This is a genomic window from Pseudomonas sp. IT-P395, assembly GCF_949767675.1.
Classification (GTDB): domain Bacteria; phylum Pseudomonadota; class Gammaproteobacteria; order Pseudomonadales; family Pseudomonadaceae; genus Aquipseudomonas.
The window spans coordinates 182,250-199,547 of record NZ_CATKPW010000058.1 but is presented as its reverse complement, the minus strand read 5'-3'; the positions used below and the strand labels follow the sequence as shown (position 1 = coordinate 199,547).

Annotated in this window: 14 protein-coding genes; 9 read left to right on the top strand and 5 right to left on the bottom strand. The window is 59.0% G+C overall.

What is annotated here, in order from left to right; genetic code table 11:
* Positions 1–30: 30 nt before the first annotated feature.
* From ACM6IN_RS24620 to ACM6IN_RS24590, 7 genes are all read left to right on the top strand, one after another.
* The gene (locus ACM6IN_RS24620) at positions 31–546 is read left to right on the top strand and encodes a DUF2059 domain-containing protein (RefSeq protein ID WP_007908385.1); all 516 of its coding nucleotides are present in this window, start codon (positions 31–33) and stop codon (positions 544–546) included.
* Between the two features lie 12 nt (positions 547–558).
* Positions 559–858, top strand: a complete 300-nt coding sequence (locus tag ACM6IN_RS24615; RefSeq protein WP_007908388.1) for a BolA family protein — start codon at positions 559–561, stop codon at positions 856–858.
* A 102-nt stretch (positions 859–960) separates the two neighbouring features.
* Complete coding sequence (locus ACM6IN_RS24610) at positions 961–1,902, top strand: rhodanese-related sulfurtransferase (protein ID WP_414916846.1); 942 nt, start codon at positions 961–963, stop codon at positions 1,900–1,902.
* Between the two features lie 35 nt (positions 1,903–1,937).
* Complete coding sequence (locus tag ACM6IN_RS24605) at positions 1,938–2,540, top strand: DsbA family protein (RefSeq protein WP_176472332.1); 603 nt, start codon at positions 1,938–1,940, stop codon at positions 2,538–2,540.
* Positions 2,533–4,359 carry an ABC transporter ATP-binding protein gene (locus ACM6IN_RS24600; protein ID WP_007908392.1) on the top strand — a complete coding sequence of 609 codons (1,827 nt, stop codon included), beginning with the start codon at positions 2,533–2,535 and terminating at the stop codon, positions 4,357–4,359. The genes ACM6IN_RS24605 and ACM6IN_RS24600 overlap by 8 nt, the downstream gene beginning before the upstream one ends.
* Before the next feature lie 201 nt (positions 4,360–4,560).
* Positions 4,561–7,020, top strand: coding sequence for an EAL domain-containing protein (locus tag ACM6IN_RS24595; protein ID WP_414916845.1), 2,460 nt, complete (start codon positions 4,561–4,563; stop codon positions 7,018–7,020).
* 79 nt (positions 7,021–7,099) lie between these two features.
* Complete coding sequence (locus ACM6IN_RS24590; RefSeq protein WP_409212648.1) at positions 7,100–7,861, top strand: TenA family transcriptional regulator; 762 nt, start codon at positions 7,100–7,102, stop codon at positions 7,859–7,861.
* A gap of 134 nt (positions 7,862–7,995) precedes the next feature.
* Here the strand turns inward: ACM6IN_RS24590 and ACM6IN_RS24585 are convergent, their stop codons facing one another.
* The 5 genes from ACM6IN_RS24585 to ACM6IN_RS24565 form a co-directional block, all read right to left on the bottom strand.
* Entirely contained in the window at positions 7,996–8,922 is a 927-nt protein-coding gene (locus tag ACM6IN_RS24585) for a GGDEF domain-containing protein (RefSeq protein ID WP_007908395.1), read from the bottom strand.
* Positions 8,923–9,283: 361 nt separating this feature from the next.
* Positions 9,284–10,024, bottom strand: a complete 741-nt coding sequence (locus ACM6IN_RS24580) for a YciK family oxidoreductase (RefSeq protein WP_007908397.1) — start codon at positions 10,022–10,024, stop codon at positions 9,284–9,286.
* A 76-nt stretch (positions 10,025–10,100) separates the two neighbouring features.
* A complete protein-coding gene (mupP, locus tag ACM6IN_RS24575) occupies positions 10,101–10,772 on the bottom strand; it encodes an N-acetylmuramic acid 6-phosphate phosphatase MupP (protein ID WP_007908398.1) in 672 nt (223 codons plus the stop codon).
* A gap of 4 nt (positions 10,773–10,776) precedes the next feature.
* Entirely contained in the window at positions 10,777–11,475 is a 699-nt protein-coding gene (gene ubiG, locus ACM6IN_RS24570; RefSeq protein ID WP_007908399.1) for a bifunctional 2-polyprenyl-6-hydroxyphenol methylase/3-demethylubiquinol 3-O-methyltransferase UbiG, read from the bottom strand.
* Positions 11,476–11,532: 57 nt separating this feature from the next.
* Positions 11,533–12,867: a TRZ/ATZ family hydrolase gene (locus ACM6IN_RS24565; protein WP_095112913.1), complete on the bottom strand. Its 1,335-nt coding sequence runs from the start codon at positions 12,865–12,867 to the stop codon at positions 11,533–11,535.
* A gap of 108 nt (positions 12,868–12,975) precedes the next feature.
* Between ACM6IN_RS24565 and mtnA the strand changes: the two genes are divergently transcribed.
* Positions 12,976–14,052, top strand: coding sequence for an S-methyl-5-thioribose-1-phosphate isomerase (gene mtnA, locus ACM6IN_RS24560; protein ID WP_414916844.1), 1,077 nt, complete (start codon positions 12,976–12,978; stop codon positions 14,050–14,052).
* A 434-nt stretch (positions 14,053–14,486) separates the two neighbouring features.
* The gene (gene gyrA / locus ACM6IN_RS24555; RefSeq protein ID WP_007908402.1) at positions 14,487–17,261 is read left to right on the top strand and encodes a DNA gyrase subunit A; all 2,775 of its coding nucleotides are present in this window, start codon (positions 14,487–14,489) and stop codon (positions 17,259–17,261) included.
* Positions 17,262–17,298: the final 37 nt, after the last annotated feature.

The window sequence follows — 17,298 nt, the reverse complement described above, 5'->3', positions numbered from 1 at the left end:
TTTACCTCGCCTAGCTGAAAAGGAAACTCGATGACTCGTCTTCGTGCCATCTGCACCGCGGTTGCACTGGTTTGCGCCAGCGGCCAGGTGCTTGCCGATACCGCCAGCCACAACGCCAGTGCTGAAGCTTTCCTGACCCTGGCGCACGCTGACAAGCTGGGCACTCCGGTGTACATGCAAGTGCAGCAAATGTTCGCTCAGCGTTTCGAACAGACCAAAGCCCCGGAAGCCAAAAAAGCCGTACTGGAAACCTACCAGGCCAAGGCCAACGCCGCGCTCGACCAGGCCATCGGCTGGAACAAGCTCAAGCCTGACATGGTCAAGCTCTACACCAGCAACTTCAGCGAATCCGAGCTGAAAGACCTGGTCGCGTTCTACCAGTCGCCACTGGGCAAGAAAGTCCTGGAAAAAATGCCGCAGCTGACTCAGCAATCGGCCCAGATGACCCAGGCCAAACTGGAAAGCGCCGTACCGGTCGTCAACAAGCTGCTCGACGACATGACCAAAGAGCTGACCCCGGCAGCGCCTGCGGCCAAGAAGAAGTAAGCGGAGTTCGTGATGACCATGCAACAACGCATCGAATCGACGCTGGCCCTGCTTCAGCCTGAGCACCTGCAAGTGCTGGATGAAAGCCACATGCACAGTCGCGGGTTACAGACGCACTTCAAGGCCGTGGTGGTCAGCGCGCAGTTCGACGGCCTGAACCGGGTCAAGCGCCACCAGAAAGTCTACGGCACGCTTGGCGAGCTGATGGGCGAGTTCCATGCGTTGGCGCTGCACACCTACACCCCGCAGGAATGGGCAGAGATCGGCGCCGCTCCGGCATCGCCGACCTGTGCTGGCGGCAGCAAGCATTAAGCTTCGGTTTTTTGCTAGAATCCGCAACGCGCCGCTCACCCGGCGCGTTTTTTTTTGAATCCGGTTCACCCTTTGCGAGGGTAGCCACCTGGAGAAATACCCATGACACAACCGATTGTCGTGGCGGCACTGTATAAGTTCGTCACCCTCGAAGATTACGTCAACCTGCGCGAGCCCCTGCTGCAAGCGATGGTCGACAACCAGATCAAAGGCACGCTGCTGATCGCCGAAGAAGGTATCAACGGCACGGTCTCCGGCAGCCGCGAAGGCATCGACGGCCTGCTCGCCTGGCTGAAGAACGACCCACGCATGATCGACATTGATCACAAAGAGTCGTACTGCGACGAGCAGCCGTTCTATCGCACCAAGGTCAAACTGAAGAAAGAGATCGTCACCCTCGGTGTCGAAGGCGTCGACCCGAACAAGAAGGTCGGCACCTACGTTGATCCGCAAGACTGGAACGCGTTGATCAGCGACCCGGAAGTGCTGTTGATCGATACACGTAACGATTACGAAGTGTCGATCGGCACCTTTGAAGGCGCCATCGATCCGAAAACCACCAGTTTTCGCGAATTTCCCGACTACATCAAAGAACACTTCAACCCGGCCGTGCACAAGAAAGTCGCGATGTTCTGCACCGGTGGCATTCGCTGCGAGAAAGCCTCGAGCTACATGCTCAGCGAAGGCTACGAAGAGGTTTACCACCTCAAGGGTGGCATCCTGAAGTACCTTGAAGAGGTGCCGCAGGAAGAAACCAAGTGGCAGGGCGACTGCTTTGTGTTCGACAACCGCGTGACCGTGCGTCACGACCTCAGCGAAGGCGACTACGATCAATGTCATGCCTGCCGCACGCCGGTCAGTGTTGAAGATCGTGCGTCCGAGCACTATGTGGCCGGTATCAGCTGCCCACATTGCTGGGACAAACTCAGCGAGAAAACTCGCCGCAGCGCGATCGATCGGCAGAAGCAGATCGAACTGGCCAAGGCGCGCAACCAGCCGCACCCGATCGGCTACAACTACAAGCAAGCATCCACCGAGGCTTAACCATGTCTGCGCGCCTGCTCTATGTGATGGATCCGATGTGTTCGTGGTGCTGGGGGTTTGCTCCGGTGGCCAAGGCATTGGTCGAGCAGGCGCAAGCAGCCGGTGTGGAGTTGCATCTGGTGGTTGGCGGTTTGCGCACCGGCAGTGGCTCGGCGCTGGAGCCGACCACGCGTCGCTACATTATCGAGCATTGGCAAGCGGTCACTGAAGCCACCGGCCAGCCGTTCAAGTTTGACGGTGCGTTGCCCGACGGTTTTGTCTACGACACTGAGCCTGCCTGCCGGGCGATCGTTACTGCGCGCAGTCTGGCGCCGGATTGCGCGTGGAGATTGGTCGGACTGATCCAGCAGGCGTTTTATGCTGAAGGTCGCGACGTTACCCAGGCCAGCGTGCTGGTCGAGCTGGCAGAAAAGGCCGGTGTACCGCGTATCGAATTCGCTGCCTTGTTCGATCATGCCGACCAGCACAAAGCGACTCAGGCCGATTTCAGTTGGGTGCAGGATCTGGGCATCGCCGGTTTCCCGACCCTGCTCGCCGAGCGCAACGGTCAACTGGCGCTGCTGACCAACGGCTACCAACCGCTCAGCGAGCTGTCGCCATTGCTCGGCCGCTGGCTGGAACGCGCGGCCTGTGTCTGATCGGGCCGATGACACGCCAGCCGTAAAGCGTGTCGACCGGCTGAGCTGGGCAGAAGTCCGGCGACTGGCATTGAGGCACAAAAAATCCCTGTGGATCGCTAACGGTGTCGCCGTGCTGGCGACGCTGTGCAGCGTGCCGATTCCGTTGCTGCTGCCGCTGCTGGTGGACGAAGTGCTGCTCGGCCATGGCGACGCTGCGCTGAAAGTCATGAATCACGTGCTGCCCGGTATGTGGCAGCAAGCGGCGGGTTACATCGGCTTGATGCTGGTAGTGACGCTGACCCTGCGTTGCGGCTCGCTGTGCTTCGGCGTGTTGCAGTCGCGGCTGTTCGCACGGCTGGCCAAAGACATCGTTTATCGCATTCGCGTGCGCCTGATCGAACGCCTGAAGCGGATTTCCCTCGGCGAATACGAAAGCCTCGGCAGCGGCACCGTGACCACGCACCTGGTCACCGACCTGGACACCCTCGACAAATTTGTTGGCGAAACCCTCAGCCGCTTTCTGGTGGCGATGCTGACGCTGGTCGGCACCGCGAGCATCCTGATGTGGATGCACTGGAAACTGGCGCTGTTGATTCTGTTGTTCAATCCGTTGGTGATCTACGCCACGGTGCAGTTGGGCAAACGCGTCAAACACCTGAAGAAACTCGAGAACGACAGCACCTCGCGCTTCACCCAGGCGTTGAGTGAAACCCTCGATGCGATTCAGGAAATCCGTGCCGGCAACCGCCAGGGCTTCTTTCTCGGTCGGCTCGGCCTGCGCGCGCAGGAGGTGCGCAACTACGCGGTCAATTCGCAGTGGAAAACCGACGCTTCCAACCGCGCCAGTGGCTTGTTGTTTCAGTTCGGCATCGACATTTTCCGCGCGGCGGCGATGCTCACGGTGTTGTTCTCCGACCTGTCGATCGGCCAGATGCTCGCGGTGTTCAGTTACCTGTGGTTCATGATCGGCCCGGTCGAACAACTGCTCAATCTGCAATACGCCTATTACGCGGCGGGCGGGGCGCTGGCGCGGATCAACGAGTTGTTGGCGCGCGCCGATGAGCCGCAATATCCCGGTGGCGTCGATCCGTTCAAGGGCCGCGACACCGTCGGCATTCAGGTGCAAGGCCTGAGCTTCGGCTACGGCGATGAGCTGGTGCTGGATCAGTTGAATCTGTCGATTGCTCCCGGTGAGAAAGTCGCGATTGTCGGTGCCAGTGGCGGCGGTAAAAGTACCCTCGTGCAGTTGTTGCTCGGGCTTTATACACCGCTGGCCGGCACCATCCGGTTCGGCGGTTCGACCCAGCAGGACATCGGCCTGGAAACGGTTCGCGAAAATGTCGCGGTGGTGTTACAGCACCCGGCGCTGTTCAACGACACCGTGCGCGCCAACCTGACCATGGGCCGCACCCGCAGTGACGAAGCCTGCTGGCAGGCGCTGGAAATCGCTCAGCTGGACGCGACCATCCGCGCTTTGCCCAATGGCCTCGACAGTATTGTCGGTCGCTCCGGCGTGCGTCTGTCGGGCGGGCAGCGCCAACGGCTGGCCATCGCGCGGATGATCCTCGCCGAGCCGAAAGTAGTCATCCTCGACGAAGCCACGTCTGCCCTCGACGCCGCCACCGAGTACAACCTGCATCAGGCCATGGCGCGCTTCCTCAATGGCCGCACCACGCTGATCATTGCCCACCGACTGTCGGCGGTGAAACAGGCTGATCGCGTGCTGGTGTTCGATGGTGGTCAGGTCGCTGAAGACGGCGATCACCAGCAGCTGATCGCCGATGGCGGTCTGTATGCCAAGCTCTATGGTCACCTGCAGCAGATCCAGCGCCCTTGAGTTTCGTTCCGGTTTCTGTGCTTAGTGCTTGAATTGCATTGAGTAAATTCAACCGGAACGCGCAAGCAGCACAGCCATTTGCACAATCGGCCTAGAGGACGGCAGAGCTGTCCCTTTGACTTGTCGAAAACTAGCCTAGGCTGAGCTGTCAGGAGCGGGATTTTCCGGTGTTCATCTGGCAGTGCTTGCGCAAGGGATCTCATGAAGCAAAAGCGGACTCTCGGAACGCCACGGTTGTTGGGCATCGTCTGGCCATTTATTGCCGTCGTGTTGTTTCAAGCGTTACTGGGTGGCGTGAGTCTTTACGTGCTCTCGGCCGTTCGCGGTTATGTCGCTGGCGAAAGTCTCTGGTCCAAGGGCCAGAAAGACGCGATCTATTACCTCAATCTATACGCCGACAGCCGTGACGAGGCGATCTTCCTCAAATACCGCAACGCGATTGCCGTGCCGCAAGGCGGGCATCAGTTGCGTCTGGCGCTGGATCATCAACCGCCGGATCTGGCCGCGGCACGCGAAGGTATTCTCAAGGGTGGCAACCACCCGGACGACGTCTCCAGCCTGATCTGGCTGTACCTCAACTTCCGTCATTTCAGTTATCTGGAAACTGCCATTGACCGCTGGACGGTCGGCGATGCCTATCTGGTCGAACTGGATGACGTGGCGCAGGAGATGCACCGCAGCATTTTAGATAGCACCGCCAGCAGCGCCGATATCCAGCGCTGGAAGGCGCGGATTTTCGCCATCAACGATGCCGTGACTCCGGCGGCGAAAGCTTTCAGCGATGCCTTGGGCGAAGGCTCGCGGATGATTCTGCGGCTGCTGCTGTTAACCAATCTGGCCACGGCACTGGGGCTGATCGTGCTGGCCCTGTGGCGCACGCACAAACTGCTCAAGCAGCGTCACGCCTTTGCCGAGGCGCTGCAACTTGAGAAGGATCGGGCGCACGTCACCTTGCATTCGATCGGTGATGGCGTCATCACCACCGATGTCAGTGGTGCCATCGATTACATGAACCCGGCCGCCGAAGCCATGACCCACTGGAAGGCCGAGCAGGCGGCGGGATTGCCGCTGGCAGCGTTGTTCAATTTGCTCGACGACAACGCCCAGGCCGAGGGGCTGACCCTGATCGAGCACATTCTCAGTGGCCAGCTCAGTGGCGGCAGCGAGCATTCGAAACTGATCCAGCGCCTGGATGGCACGACGTTGTCAGTGACGCTGGTCGGCGCACCGATCCGCAATGCCGGCAAGGTCAGCGGCACGGTGCTGGTGCTGCACGACATGACTCAGGAGCGGCAATACATCGCCAACCTGTCGTGGCAGGCGACCCATGATGCGCTGACCGGGTTGGCCAACCGTCGCGAGTTCGAATATCGGCTGGAGCAGGCACTGAATAAGCTAACGCGGCATTCCGGGCGGCATGCGCTGATGTTCCTCGACCTCGATCAATTCAAACTGGTCAACGATACCTGTGGTCACGCCGCCGGCGATGAACTGTTAAGGCACATTTGTACGCTGTTGCAATCGGGGCTGCGCGAAGGCGACACGCTGGCGCGCCTGGGCGGTGATGAGTTCGGCATTCTGCTGGAGAACTGCGCGCCAGACGCGGCCGAGAAAATCGCCGAGGCGCTACGCCAGACTGTGCAGAACCTGCATTTTGTCTGGAAAGGGCGGCCGTTCCTGACCACGGTGAGCATTGGTCTGGTGCATATCGCGCAGACCCCGACGACCCTCGAAGCCTCACTGCGCGCGGCCGATATGGCCTGTTACATGGCCAAGGAAAAGGGCCGCAACCGGGTGCAGGTCTACCACGCCGACGATTCCGAGCTGTCGCTGCGCTTTGGCGAAATGGCTTGGGTGCAACGGCTGCACATGGCACTGGAAGAAAACCGCTTTTGTCTGTACGCCCAGGAAATCGCCCCGCTCAAGCCGGGTGACAACAAGGGTGGGCACATCGAGATTCTGCTGCGTCTGCATGATGAAGCCGGGCGGATGATTCTGCCGGACAGTTTCATTCCCGCTGCCGAGCGTTATGGTTTGATGAGTCAACTGGATCGCTGGGTAGTTCAGAACGTATTCAAGGTTATTGCTCAATGTATTGCACAAGAACATCAAGAGCCTTTAGCAATGTGTGCGATTAATCTGTCAGGCATTACTATAGGAGATGACGCGTTTTTGCACTTTCTGCGAGAGCAGTTTGTTAACTACGCAATACCGCCTGAAATGATTTGTTTTGAAATTACAGAAACCAGTGCAATTGCAAATCTGGGCAGCGCAATAAGATTTATTAATGAACTCAAAGGCTTAGGTTGCTATTTTTCATTAGATGACTTTTGTGCCGGAATGTCTTCATTCGCTTATCTGAAACATTTGCCTGTAGACTTCCTGAAGATCGACGGGAGTTTCGTAAAGGATATGCTGGACGACCCGATTAACCGCGCAATGGTCGAAGTGATCAATCACATCGGGCATGTCATGGGTAAGCAGACAATTGCCGAGTTTGTTGAAACAACTCAGATCGAGCAGGCATTGCTCGAAATTGGTGTGGATTACGCTCAGGGTTATGTTATAGAACGCCCACAGTTGTTTACCTGTGACAGTTTGCAAAGTCGGCCCGCCAGACCGCAACCGCTGTTATTCAAAGCGCCTGGCACGTTCCGTTGAAGTCTCTCGCCGATCCTTACAATCACAAATCAAAAGGAGCCGAACAGTGATCGACACATTCAACCGAACCGGACCACTCATGGAAGCTGCAAGTTATCCTGCCTGGGCGCAACAGCTCATTGAGGATTGCAGCGAGAGCAAGCGCCGGGTTGTCGAACATGAACTTTACCTGCGCATGCGTGATAACAAGCTCAGCGCCAGAACCATGCGTCAGTACCTGATCGGGGGCTGGCCGGTGGTTGAGCAGTTTGCGTTGTACATGGCGCAGAACCTCACCAAAACCAGATTTGCCCGGCATCCGGGTGAAGACATGGCGCGGCGCTGGTTGATGCGCAATATCCGCGTTGAACTCAATCACGCCGATTACTGGGTGCATTGGAGCCGGGCACATGGCGTCAGTCTGGAAGACCTTCAGGCTCAACAGGTGCCGCCTGAGTTGCATGCCTTGAGTCATTGGTGCTGGCACACCAGTTCTGCCGATTCGCTGATCGTGGCCATTGCCGCCACCAACTATGCCATTGAAGGCGCGACCGGGGAGTGGTCGGCGCTGGTCTGCTCCACCGGCGTATATGCCGCAGCGTTTCCCGAAGAGGATCGCAAGCGGGCGATGAAGTGGTTGAAGATGCATGCCCAGTACGACGATGCTCATCCCTGGGAGGCACTGGAAATCATCTGCACGCTCGCGGGGATGAACCCGAGCAAGGCCTTGCAGGCCGAACTGCGTCAGGCGGTGTGCAAGAGCTATGACTACATGTATCTGTTTCTGGAGCGCTGCATGCAACTGGAGACGTCGGAGCGCTTGTTGGTCAACCGAGAGCGCAGGGCGGTAGTCGAGAGCTGATTCAAGTCTCACGCAATACCAATGTGGGAGCGAGCCTGCTCGCGAAGGGGTCATGTCAGTCAGCATTGCTTTGACTGAATCACCGCTTTCGCGAGGAGGCTCGCTCCCACACTGTTTTGTGTTGGTTGAACAGCTCAGCCCGCCATGGCCAAGCGATTACGCCCTTCGCGCTTGGCCACGTACAGCGCACTGTCAGCGCGGCGCAGCAAGCTGTCGGCCGATTCGCCGGGCAGTAACGTCGAGCATCCCAGGCTCACGGTCAGCTCGATCAACTGGCCATCGGCGTAGTACTCAGCCGCCTGTGTCGCATAACGCAGCCGTTCGCCGACCATTGCCGCCGCTTCGCGGCTGGTGTTGGACAGCAGAATCAGAAACTCTTCCCCGCCGTAACGGAACACCATGTCGACGTTGCGCAATTGTGCCTTGATCGTCGCGGCGATGGCTTTAAGCACGTCATCGCCGGCACTGTGACCATGGCTGTCATTGACCCGTTTGAAGTGGTCGATATCGAGCATCAACAGCGACAACGGTTGCAGGTGGCGACGGGACATTTCGATTTCCCGTTGCAGGGTCTGCTCCATTGCGATGCGGTTGCCGGCGCCGGTCAGCGGATCGCGCAGAGCGCTCTGGGTCGCCTCACGGTAAAGCAGGGCGTTGCGCATCGGGTACAGCAAGGATGACAGCAGCGACTCCAGCTGGCCTTGTTCCTTGTCGTTGAAGCGCTGATTGCGGCGGAACACCAGTTCGCCCATGTGCTCGCCTTCGTGGCTCAGGCTGTAGCTGACCGAGTGATGGCCGCGGCTGCCGAACTCCAGGCGCAAATCGCTGCCTTGGTGCACGTAACTCAGCGCGTCCAATGGCACGAGGCGCTGAACTTCGCGGAAAAACAGACCGAGGATGCGTTGCGGTTCGAGGCTGGTTTGCAGTTGCAGGCTCATTTGCTGGCGCAATTGCGCCAGACTGGCCGGTCGCTCCAACAAGGGAGGCAATTGACCAAAGCCCAGGCGTTGCAATTTGGCACTGTCAAAGTCAATTGCATTGGTCTGGGAGGGTGATTTCATATGGCGTGAACCCTTAGCAGTAAGTCTGTCTTACAGGCTGGGTGAGAGCGGCTATGGGCTGCGCGTCATACTGATCCATCAGTCCCGTAGGACGTTTGGCGTAAGTTTAGTCTGCCGGATGACGATTAGTCAGCTATCGAAATCGGCCTCGCCCCATTGCCTTCACGTGGCTTGCTTTGAGGAAAATTAGAGCGAAAGTCGTGCCATTCGGTTCGGTTTTATTTAAACCGTTTGGAATCAATGGTTTGGATATCTGGGTGCGAGGTGTGCGCTGGAAATTTGACTGAAATGTGACGGTCGCCAGCGGCAAATGCATGCCGCGACAGGAATCTGCCGCGGCAACAAATGCGACGTATGGCAGTTATTGCGCGTTGAATGCCTGGCCGTTGATGCCGGTACTGTCCGGGCCCATCAGGTACAGGTACACCGGCATGATTTCTTCCGGCGTCGGATTGTTCAGCGGATTTTCTCCCGGATAAGCTTGCGCGCGCATACTGGTGCGCGTACCGCCCGGGTTGATGCTGTTGGAACGCACTGGCGCCACACCATCGACTTCATCGGCCAGGGTTTGCATCAGGCCTTCGGTGGCGAACTTCGACACGCCATAGGCGCCCCAGTACGCCCGGCCCTTACGCCCGACACTGCTGGAGGTGAACACTACCGAGGCATCCTGCGACAGCTTGAGCAACGGCAGCAGGGTGCTGGTCAGCATGAACATGGCGTTGACGTTGACCTGCATGACGCGCATGAAGTTTTCACCGGACAACTGCTCGATCGGTGTGCGTGGGCCGATGATCGAAGCGTTATGCAGCAAGCCGTCGAGGTGGCCGAATTCGGCCTCGATCATCGCGGCCAGCTCATCGTATTGATGGGGCAGGGCGGTTTCGAGGTTGAACGGAATCACCGCCGGCTGAGGGTGGCCTGCCGCTTCGATTTCGTCATAGACCTGCGTCAGGTTCGCTTCGGTCTTGCCCAGCAGCAATACGGTGGCGCCGTGGGCGGCGTAGGTTTTCGCCGCAGCCGCGCCAATGCCCCGACCGGCACCGGTGACCAGAATGACCCGATCCTTGAGCAATTCGGGGCGAGCGGAATAATCAAACATAAAAACCTCATCATGGAGTCAGATCGTTCCCCACGCTCCGCGTGGGAATGCAGCCAATGACGCTCTGCGTCAGGTCTCAGCAGCTGCAAAGCGCGCTATCGAGTACCTTGCGCAATTCCGACGGATGATCCACCACCACATCCGCGCCCCAATGACGCGGATTATCGTCCGGGTGGATATAGCCAAACGTCACCGCAGCGGTTTTCGTCCCGGCATCGCGCCCCGATTCGATATCGCGCAGATCATCGCCTACAAACAGAACCGTCGACGGATCCAGATCAAGCATCTTGCACGCAAGGATCAACGGTTCCGGATCCGGCTTGCTGTTTTTCACGTGATCCGGGCAGATCAGCAGCGCCGAACGCTCGGCCAGTCCCAACTGTTGCATGATCGGCTCGGCAAAGCGCAACGGTTTGTTGGTGACCACGCCCCAGATCAGCTTGGCCTTTTCGATATCAGCTAACAGTTCGCCCATGCCGTCGAACAGTTTGCTGTGCACGGCGCAGCCAACCAGATAGCGCTCAAGGAACTCCAGGCGCAGTTCTTCGAAGCCCGGTGATTCCGGGTCCATCGAAAACGTCACCGCAACCATGGCTTTAGCGCCACCGGAGATCTCGTCGCGGATGTGCTTGTCGTTCATCGGCGGCAAACCACGATCCGCGCGCATTGCCTGGCAGATGGCGATGAAGTCCGGCGCCGTGTCGAGCAGGGTGCCGTCCATGTCGAAGAGAACTGCTCTGATGGCCATCGGCTTATTCCTCGCGCAGGGTCTGGATCATGTAGTTGACGTCAACGTCGTTGGCCAGCTTGTAGTGCTTGGTCAGCGGGTTGTAGGTCAAGCCGATGATGTCCTTGACGGTCAGGCCGGCCATGCGGCTCCACGCGCCGAGCTCGGAAGGGCGGATGAATTTCTTGAAGTCGTGGGTGCCGCGCGGCAGCAGCTTCATGATGTATTCAGCGCCGATAATGGCGAACAGGTATGCCTTCGGGTTGCGGTTGATGGTCGAGAAGAACACCTGGCCACCCGGTTTGACCATGCGGAAGCAAGCACGAATGACCGACGATGGATCCGGTACGTGCTCGAGCATTTCCAGGCAGGTCACCACGTCGAACTGCTCAGGCATTTCTTCGGCCAGGGCTTCGGCGGTGATCTGGCGGTATTCGACGCTGACGCCGGATTCCAGTTGATGCAGTTGCGCGACCGCCAGTGGCGCCTCGCCCATGTCGATACCCATCACGGTGGCACCGCGTTGCGCCATGGCTTCGCTGAGGATGCCGCCGCCGCAACCGACGTCGAGGACTTTCTTGCCGGCCAGATTGACCCGCTCATCAATCCAGTTGACCCGCAAAGGGTTGATGTCGTGCAGCGGTTTGAATTCGCTTTCGCGGTCCCACCAGCGATGGGCCAGGGCTTCGAATTTGGCGATTTCGGCGTGGTCGACGTTGCTCATGTTCAATTCCTCTAAAACTTTAAAAGGGCTGTAGCCCCGGCGTGGGCGCCGGGGTGTTTACGATTCGGTGTGGCCGCTGATGCGTTGGCCCCAGGTACGGGCGGTGGCGCCCAGTTGCGCTTCGTCCATGCGCGTCAGGCGTCGGTCGTCGAGCAGTTGTTTGCCGGCGACCCACAGGTGTTTCACGCAATCGCGGCCGGTGGCGTATATAAGCTGCGATACCGGGTCATACACCGGTTGCTGGGCCAGGCCGGACAGGTCGAAAGCGACGATGTCGGCGGCTTTGCCGATTTCCAGCGAGCCAACTTGCGTCTCGATCCCCAGTGCGCGCGCACCATTCAGGGTGGCCATGCGCAGTGCCCGATGAGCGTCCAGCGCCGTGGCCGAGCCGGCAACGGCTTTGGCCAGCAGGGCGGCAGTGCGGGTTTCGCCGAGCAGATCGAGATCATTATTACTGGCGGCGCCATCGGTGCCGACCGCGACATTCACCCCAGCCTGCCACAAACGCTCGACCGGGCAGAAACCGCTGGCGAGTTTCAGGTTCGATTCCGGGCAATGAATGACGCTGGTGTTGCTTTCTACCAGCAACGCCAGGTCGTCATCGCTGATCTGGGTCATGTGCACGGCCTGGAAGCGCGGGCCGAGCAGGCCCAGACGACCGAGTCGAGCGAGCGGGCGTTCGCCACGCTGCTCCAGCGCTTGTTGGACTTCGAACGCGGTTTCATGCACGTGCATGTGGATCGATGCGTCCAGCTCCTCGGCAATCACGCGGATTTTCTCGAGATTCTCGTCGCCGACGGTGTACGGTGCATGAGGGCCGAAGGTGATCTTGATGCGTTCGTGATGCTTCAAGTCGCCAAACAATTCGACGCCCTGACGAATGGCTTCATCGGCACTGCTGGCGCCCGGGATCGGGAAATCAAGGATCGGAATGGCGATCTGCGCGCGAATGCCGCTGTTGTGCACGCGCTCGCTGGCGACTTTTGGAAAGAAATACATGTCCGAGAAGCAGGTGATGCCGCCCTTGATCTGCTCGGCGATGGCCAGGTCGGTGCCATCACGAACGAAATCTTCATCGACCCACTTGGCCTCGGCCGGCCAGATATGGTTTTCCAGCCAGGTCATCAGCGGCAGATCATCGGCCAGGCCACGGAACAGCGTCATCGCCGCATGGCCGTGGGCGTTGATCAGACCGGGGGCGAGCAGCACGTCCGGCAGTTCGCGGACTTCAGTGGCGTTACACTTCAATGCTTCGGCGCGCGGGCCGATAAACACGATGCGACCGTCGCGGATGCCCAGGCCGTGCTCCTTGAGCACAACGCCTGCAGGTTCGACGGGTACCAGCCAGGTCGGCAGCAATAATAAGTCGAGCGCAATGGCAGGTTTCGGCATCGAGGGTCGGTTCCAGTGCTTTTGTAAAGGATGGCGAAGTATACCCGAGCGTCTTCGCGGGGGGATCGCTATAATCGGCGGCTTTTGTTCATGAGTGCGGGGTGTAGGATGCGCGATCGACTGTTGGCTGCGGAAAAAGTGAAGGCCATCGATTGGCGTGACGGCGCGCTGCACCTGCTGGATCAGCGTATTTTGCCGTTCGAAGAAACCTGGATTGCCTACACCAACGCCGCCGGCGTGGCCGAGGCGATTCGCTCGATGGTGGTACGTGGCGCGCCGGCCATTGGCATCAGTGCCGCGTATGGCATCGTCCTCGCGGCCCGTGCGCGGATCGCCGAAGGTGGCGATTGGTACGTGGCGCTGGAAGAGGACTTTGCCTTGCTGGCCGATTCCCGTCCGACAGCGGTTAACCTGTTTTGGGCCTTGGGTCGCATGCGCGATCGCCTTGATCGCTTGAAAGAGAACGCCGATCCGCTGGCCGCGCTGGAAGCCGAAGCCATCGCCATTCACGAAAGCGACCGCGAAGCCAACCTGACCATGGCCCAGTTGGGCGTTGATCTGATCCGCAAGCATCAGGGCAATGCCCAGGCGATTCTGACTCATTGCAATACTGGCGCGCTGGCCACCGGTGGTTTCGGTACGGCGTTAGGGGTGATTCGTGCAGCCTTCATTGAAGGCATGGTCGAGCGCGTCTATGCCGACGAGACCCGCCCATGGTTGCAAGGCTCGCGTTTGACTGCGTGGGAACTGGCCAACGAAGGCATCCCGGTTACGTTGAATGCCGACTCCGCCGCTGCACACATCATGAAAACCAAAGGCGTGACCTGGGTGATCGTCGGGGCTGACCGAATCACCGCCAATGGTGACGTGGCGAACAAGATCGGCACCTATCAACTGGCGGTCAACGCCATGCACCACGGTGTGCGCTTCATGGTCGTGGCACCGAGTTCCACCATCGACATGAATCTGGCCAGCGGTGACGACATTCCGATCGAGGAGCGTGACGGCGCCGAGTTGCTGGAAGTCGGCGGCAAGCGTGTCGGTGCGGACGTTGAAGCGTTCAATCCGGTGTTTGACGTGACGCCGGCGGATCTCATCGACGCGATCGTCACCGAAAAAGGCATCGTCGAACGCCCGGACACCGCGAAAATGGCCCAGTTGATGTGCCGCAAACGCCTGCATTAATGCGGTGATACTCAATGTAGGAGCTGCCGAAGGCTGCGATCCTTTGATCTTGCTTTTTAGAGGGCAGGATCAAAAGATCGCAGCGTTCGGCAGCTCCTACAGGTGTTTGTACCCCTAAATGTCAATAAACATCCGCAAATCAGCCCTCAAATCTGCATTCAAAGAAGCTCTGAGCTTCTCTCGTCCCCGTTAAGCCTGTCACCGGTCAACTAACTATGCTCCATGCGCATCTGGGGGATAGGTGCGTGGCGGCCTTTGTGATAACATCCGGCGTTTTCCGAGGCAGCTCCACGGAGCTGTCTTTACTGCGCAAATCCGCGATCCAATGTTGATTTGTCGTAAGTCGGCGCATGGCACTCGGCCTGCCCCGGCGAGCTTCGTTGCTCCCACATGGATATGACGAAGTTTCACCAGAAAAAGGAATCAGGCTTCTCATGGGCGAACTGGCCAAAGAAATCCTCCCGGTCAATATCGAAGACGAGCTGAAACAGTCCTACCTCGACTACGCGATGAGCGTAATCGTCGGCCGTGCACTGCCGGATGCGCGCGATGGCCTCAAGCCCGTGCACCGTCGCGTACTGTTCGCGATGAGCGAGCTGGGCAACGACTTCAACAAGCCGTACAAGAAATCTGCCCGTGTTGTCGGCGACGTGATCGGTAAGTATCACCCGCACGGTGACACTGCCGTGTACGACACCATCGTTCGTATGGCTCAGCCTTTCTCCCTGCGCTACCTGCTGGTAGACGGTCAGGGCAACTTCGGTTCGGTCGACGGCGACAACGCTGCGGCGATGCGATACACCGAAGTGCGCATGACCAAGCTGGCGCACGAGCTGCTGGCTGACCTGCACAAAGAAACCGTGGACTGGGTGCCGAACTACGACGGCACCGAAATGATCCCGGCGGTCATGCCGACCCGTATCCCCAACCTGCTGGTCAACGGCTCCAGCGGTATCGCCGTGGGCATGGCGACCAACATTCCGCCACACAACCTCGGTGAAGTCATCGACGGTTGCCTGGCACTCATCGACAACCCTGAGCTGACCGTCGACGAGTTGATGCAGTACATCCCCGGTCCGGACTTCCCGACCGCCGCGATCATCAATGGTCGCGCCGGCATCATCGAAGCCTACCGCACCGGTCGCGGGCGCATTTATATGCGCGCCCGCTCGATCATCGAAGACATCGACAAGGTCGGTGGCCGTCAGCAGATCGTCATCACCGAACTCCCTTACCAGCTGAACAAGGCGCGTCTGATCGAGAAGATCGCCGAGCTGGTCAAAGAGAAGAAGCTGGAAGGCATCACTGAACTGCGCGACGAGTCCGACAAGGACGGTATGCGCGTCGTGATCGAACTGCGTCGCGGCGAAGTGCCTGAGGTGATCCTCAACAACCTCTACGCCCAGACCCAGCTGCAATCGGTATTCGGCATCAACATCGTTGCGCTGATCGATGGTCGTCCACGCATCCTGAACCTCAAGGATCTGCTGGAAGCCTTCGTCCGTCACCGTCGCGAAGTCGTTACCCGCCGTACCGTGTTCGAACTGCGCAAGGCGCGCGAGCGTGGTCATATCCTCGAAGGTCAGGCCGTTGCCCTGTCGAACATCGATCCGGTTATCGCGCTGATCAAGGCTTCGCCGACGCCGTCGGAAGCAAAAGAAGCCCTGGTCAGCACGCCGTGGGAATCCTCGGCAGTGGTGGCGATGGTGGAACGTGCCGGTGCCGATTCGTGCCGTCCGGAAAACCTCGACCCGCAATACGGTCTGCGCGAAGGCAAGTACTTCCTGTCGCCAGAACAGGCGCAAGCCATTCTGGAACTGCGTCTGCACCGTCTGACCGGTCTGGAACACGAAAAACTGCTGGCCGAGTATCAAGAGATCCTTAACCAGATCGGCGAGCTGATCCGCATCCTCAACAGCGCCGTGCGCCTGATGGAAGTGATCCGCGAAGAGCTGGAAGTGATCCGCGCCGAATACGGCGACCAGCGTCGCACCGAAATTCTCGATGCCCGTCTTGATCTGACCCTGGGTGACATGATCCCGGAAGAAGAACGCGTCGTGACCATCTCCCACGGGGGCTACGCCAAGACCCAGCCTCTGGCTGCGTATCAGGCTCAGCGTCGTGGCGGTAAAGGCAAATCGGCCACCGGCGTCAAGGATGAGGACTACATCGCTCACCTGCTGGTTGCCAACAGTCACACCACGCTGCTGCTGTTTTCCAGCAAGGGCAAGGTGTACTGGCTCAAGACCTACGAGATTCCGGAAGCGTCCCGCGCCGCCCGTGGCCGTCCGCTGGTCAACCTTCTGCCATTGAGCGAAGGCGAGTACATCACCACCATGCTGCCGGTCGATCTCGAAGCCATGAAGCGTCAGGCTGATGAAGAAGAAGCCGAAGGCGTCGAGGCTGATGTAGAAGAGATCGAAAACAGCAACGAAACCGATGAAGAGCGTCGCGCTCGCATCAAGGCTGCCGATCGCAAGAAAGCGCCGTTCATCTTCATGTCGACTGCCAACGGTACCGTGAAGAAGACTCCGCTGGTGGCCTTCAGCCGTCAGCGCAGCGTTGGTCTGATCGCGCTGGAACTGGACGAAGGCGACATCCTGATCTCCGCAGCCATCACCGATGGCGAGCAGGAAATCATGCTGTTCTCCGACGGCGGCAAAGTGACGCGCTTCAAGGAATCCGAAGTTCGCGCCATGGGCCGTACCGCCCGCGGTGTGCGTGGCATGCGTCTGCCGGAAGGGCAGAAGCTGATCTCCATGTTGATTCCGGAAGAGGGCAGCGAAATCCTCACCGCCTCCGAGCGCGGCTACGGCAAGCGCACGGCGATCACCGAGTTCCCTGAATACAAACGTGGCGGTCAGGGCGTTATCGCCATGGTCAGCAACGAGCGTAACGGTCGTCTGGTCGGCGCAGTTCAGGTGCAGGACGGTGAAGAAATCATGCTGATCTCCGATCAGGGCACCCTGGTGCGTACCCGTGTCGACGAAGTGTCGAGCCTGGGTCGTAACACTCAAGGTGTAACGCTGATCAAGCTGGCCAAGGATGAAACCCTGGTCGGGCTGGAGCGGGTTCAGGAGCCTTCGGAAGTTGAGGGTGAAGAGCTTGAGGGTGAAGAGGGCGAGGAATTCGAAGGCACTGTCGTAAACGACGATGCCGGTGAAGACCAGCAACTCGACGCCGCAGCAGACGAAGAACCGCAAGAATAAGCGGACAAACGAGGGGGCGGATGAGAATTCGCCCCCT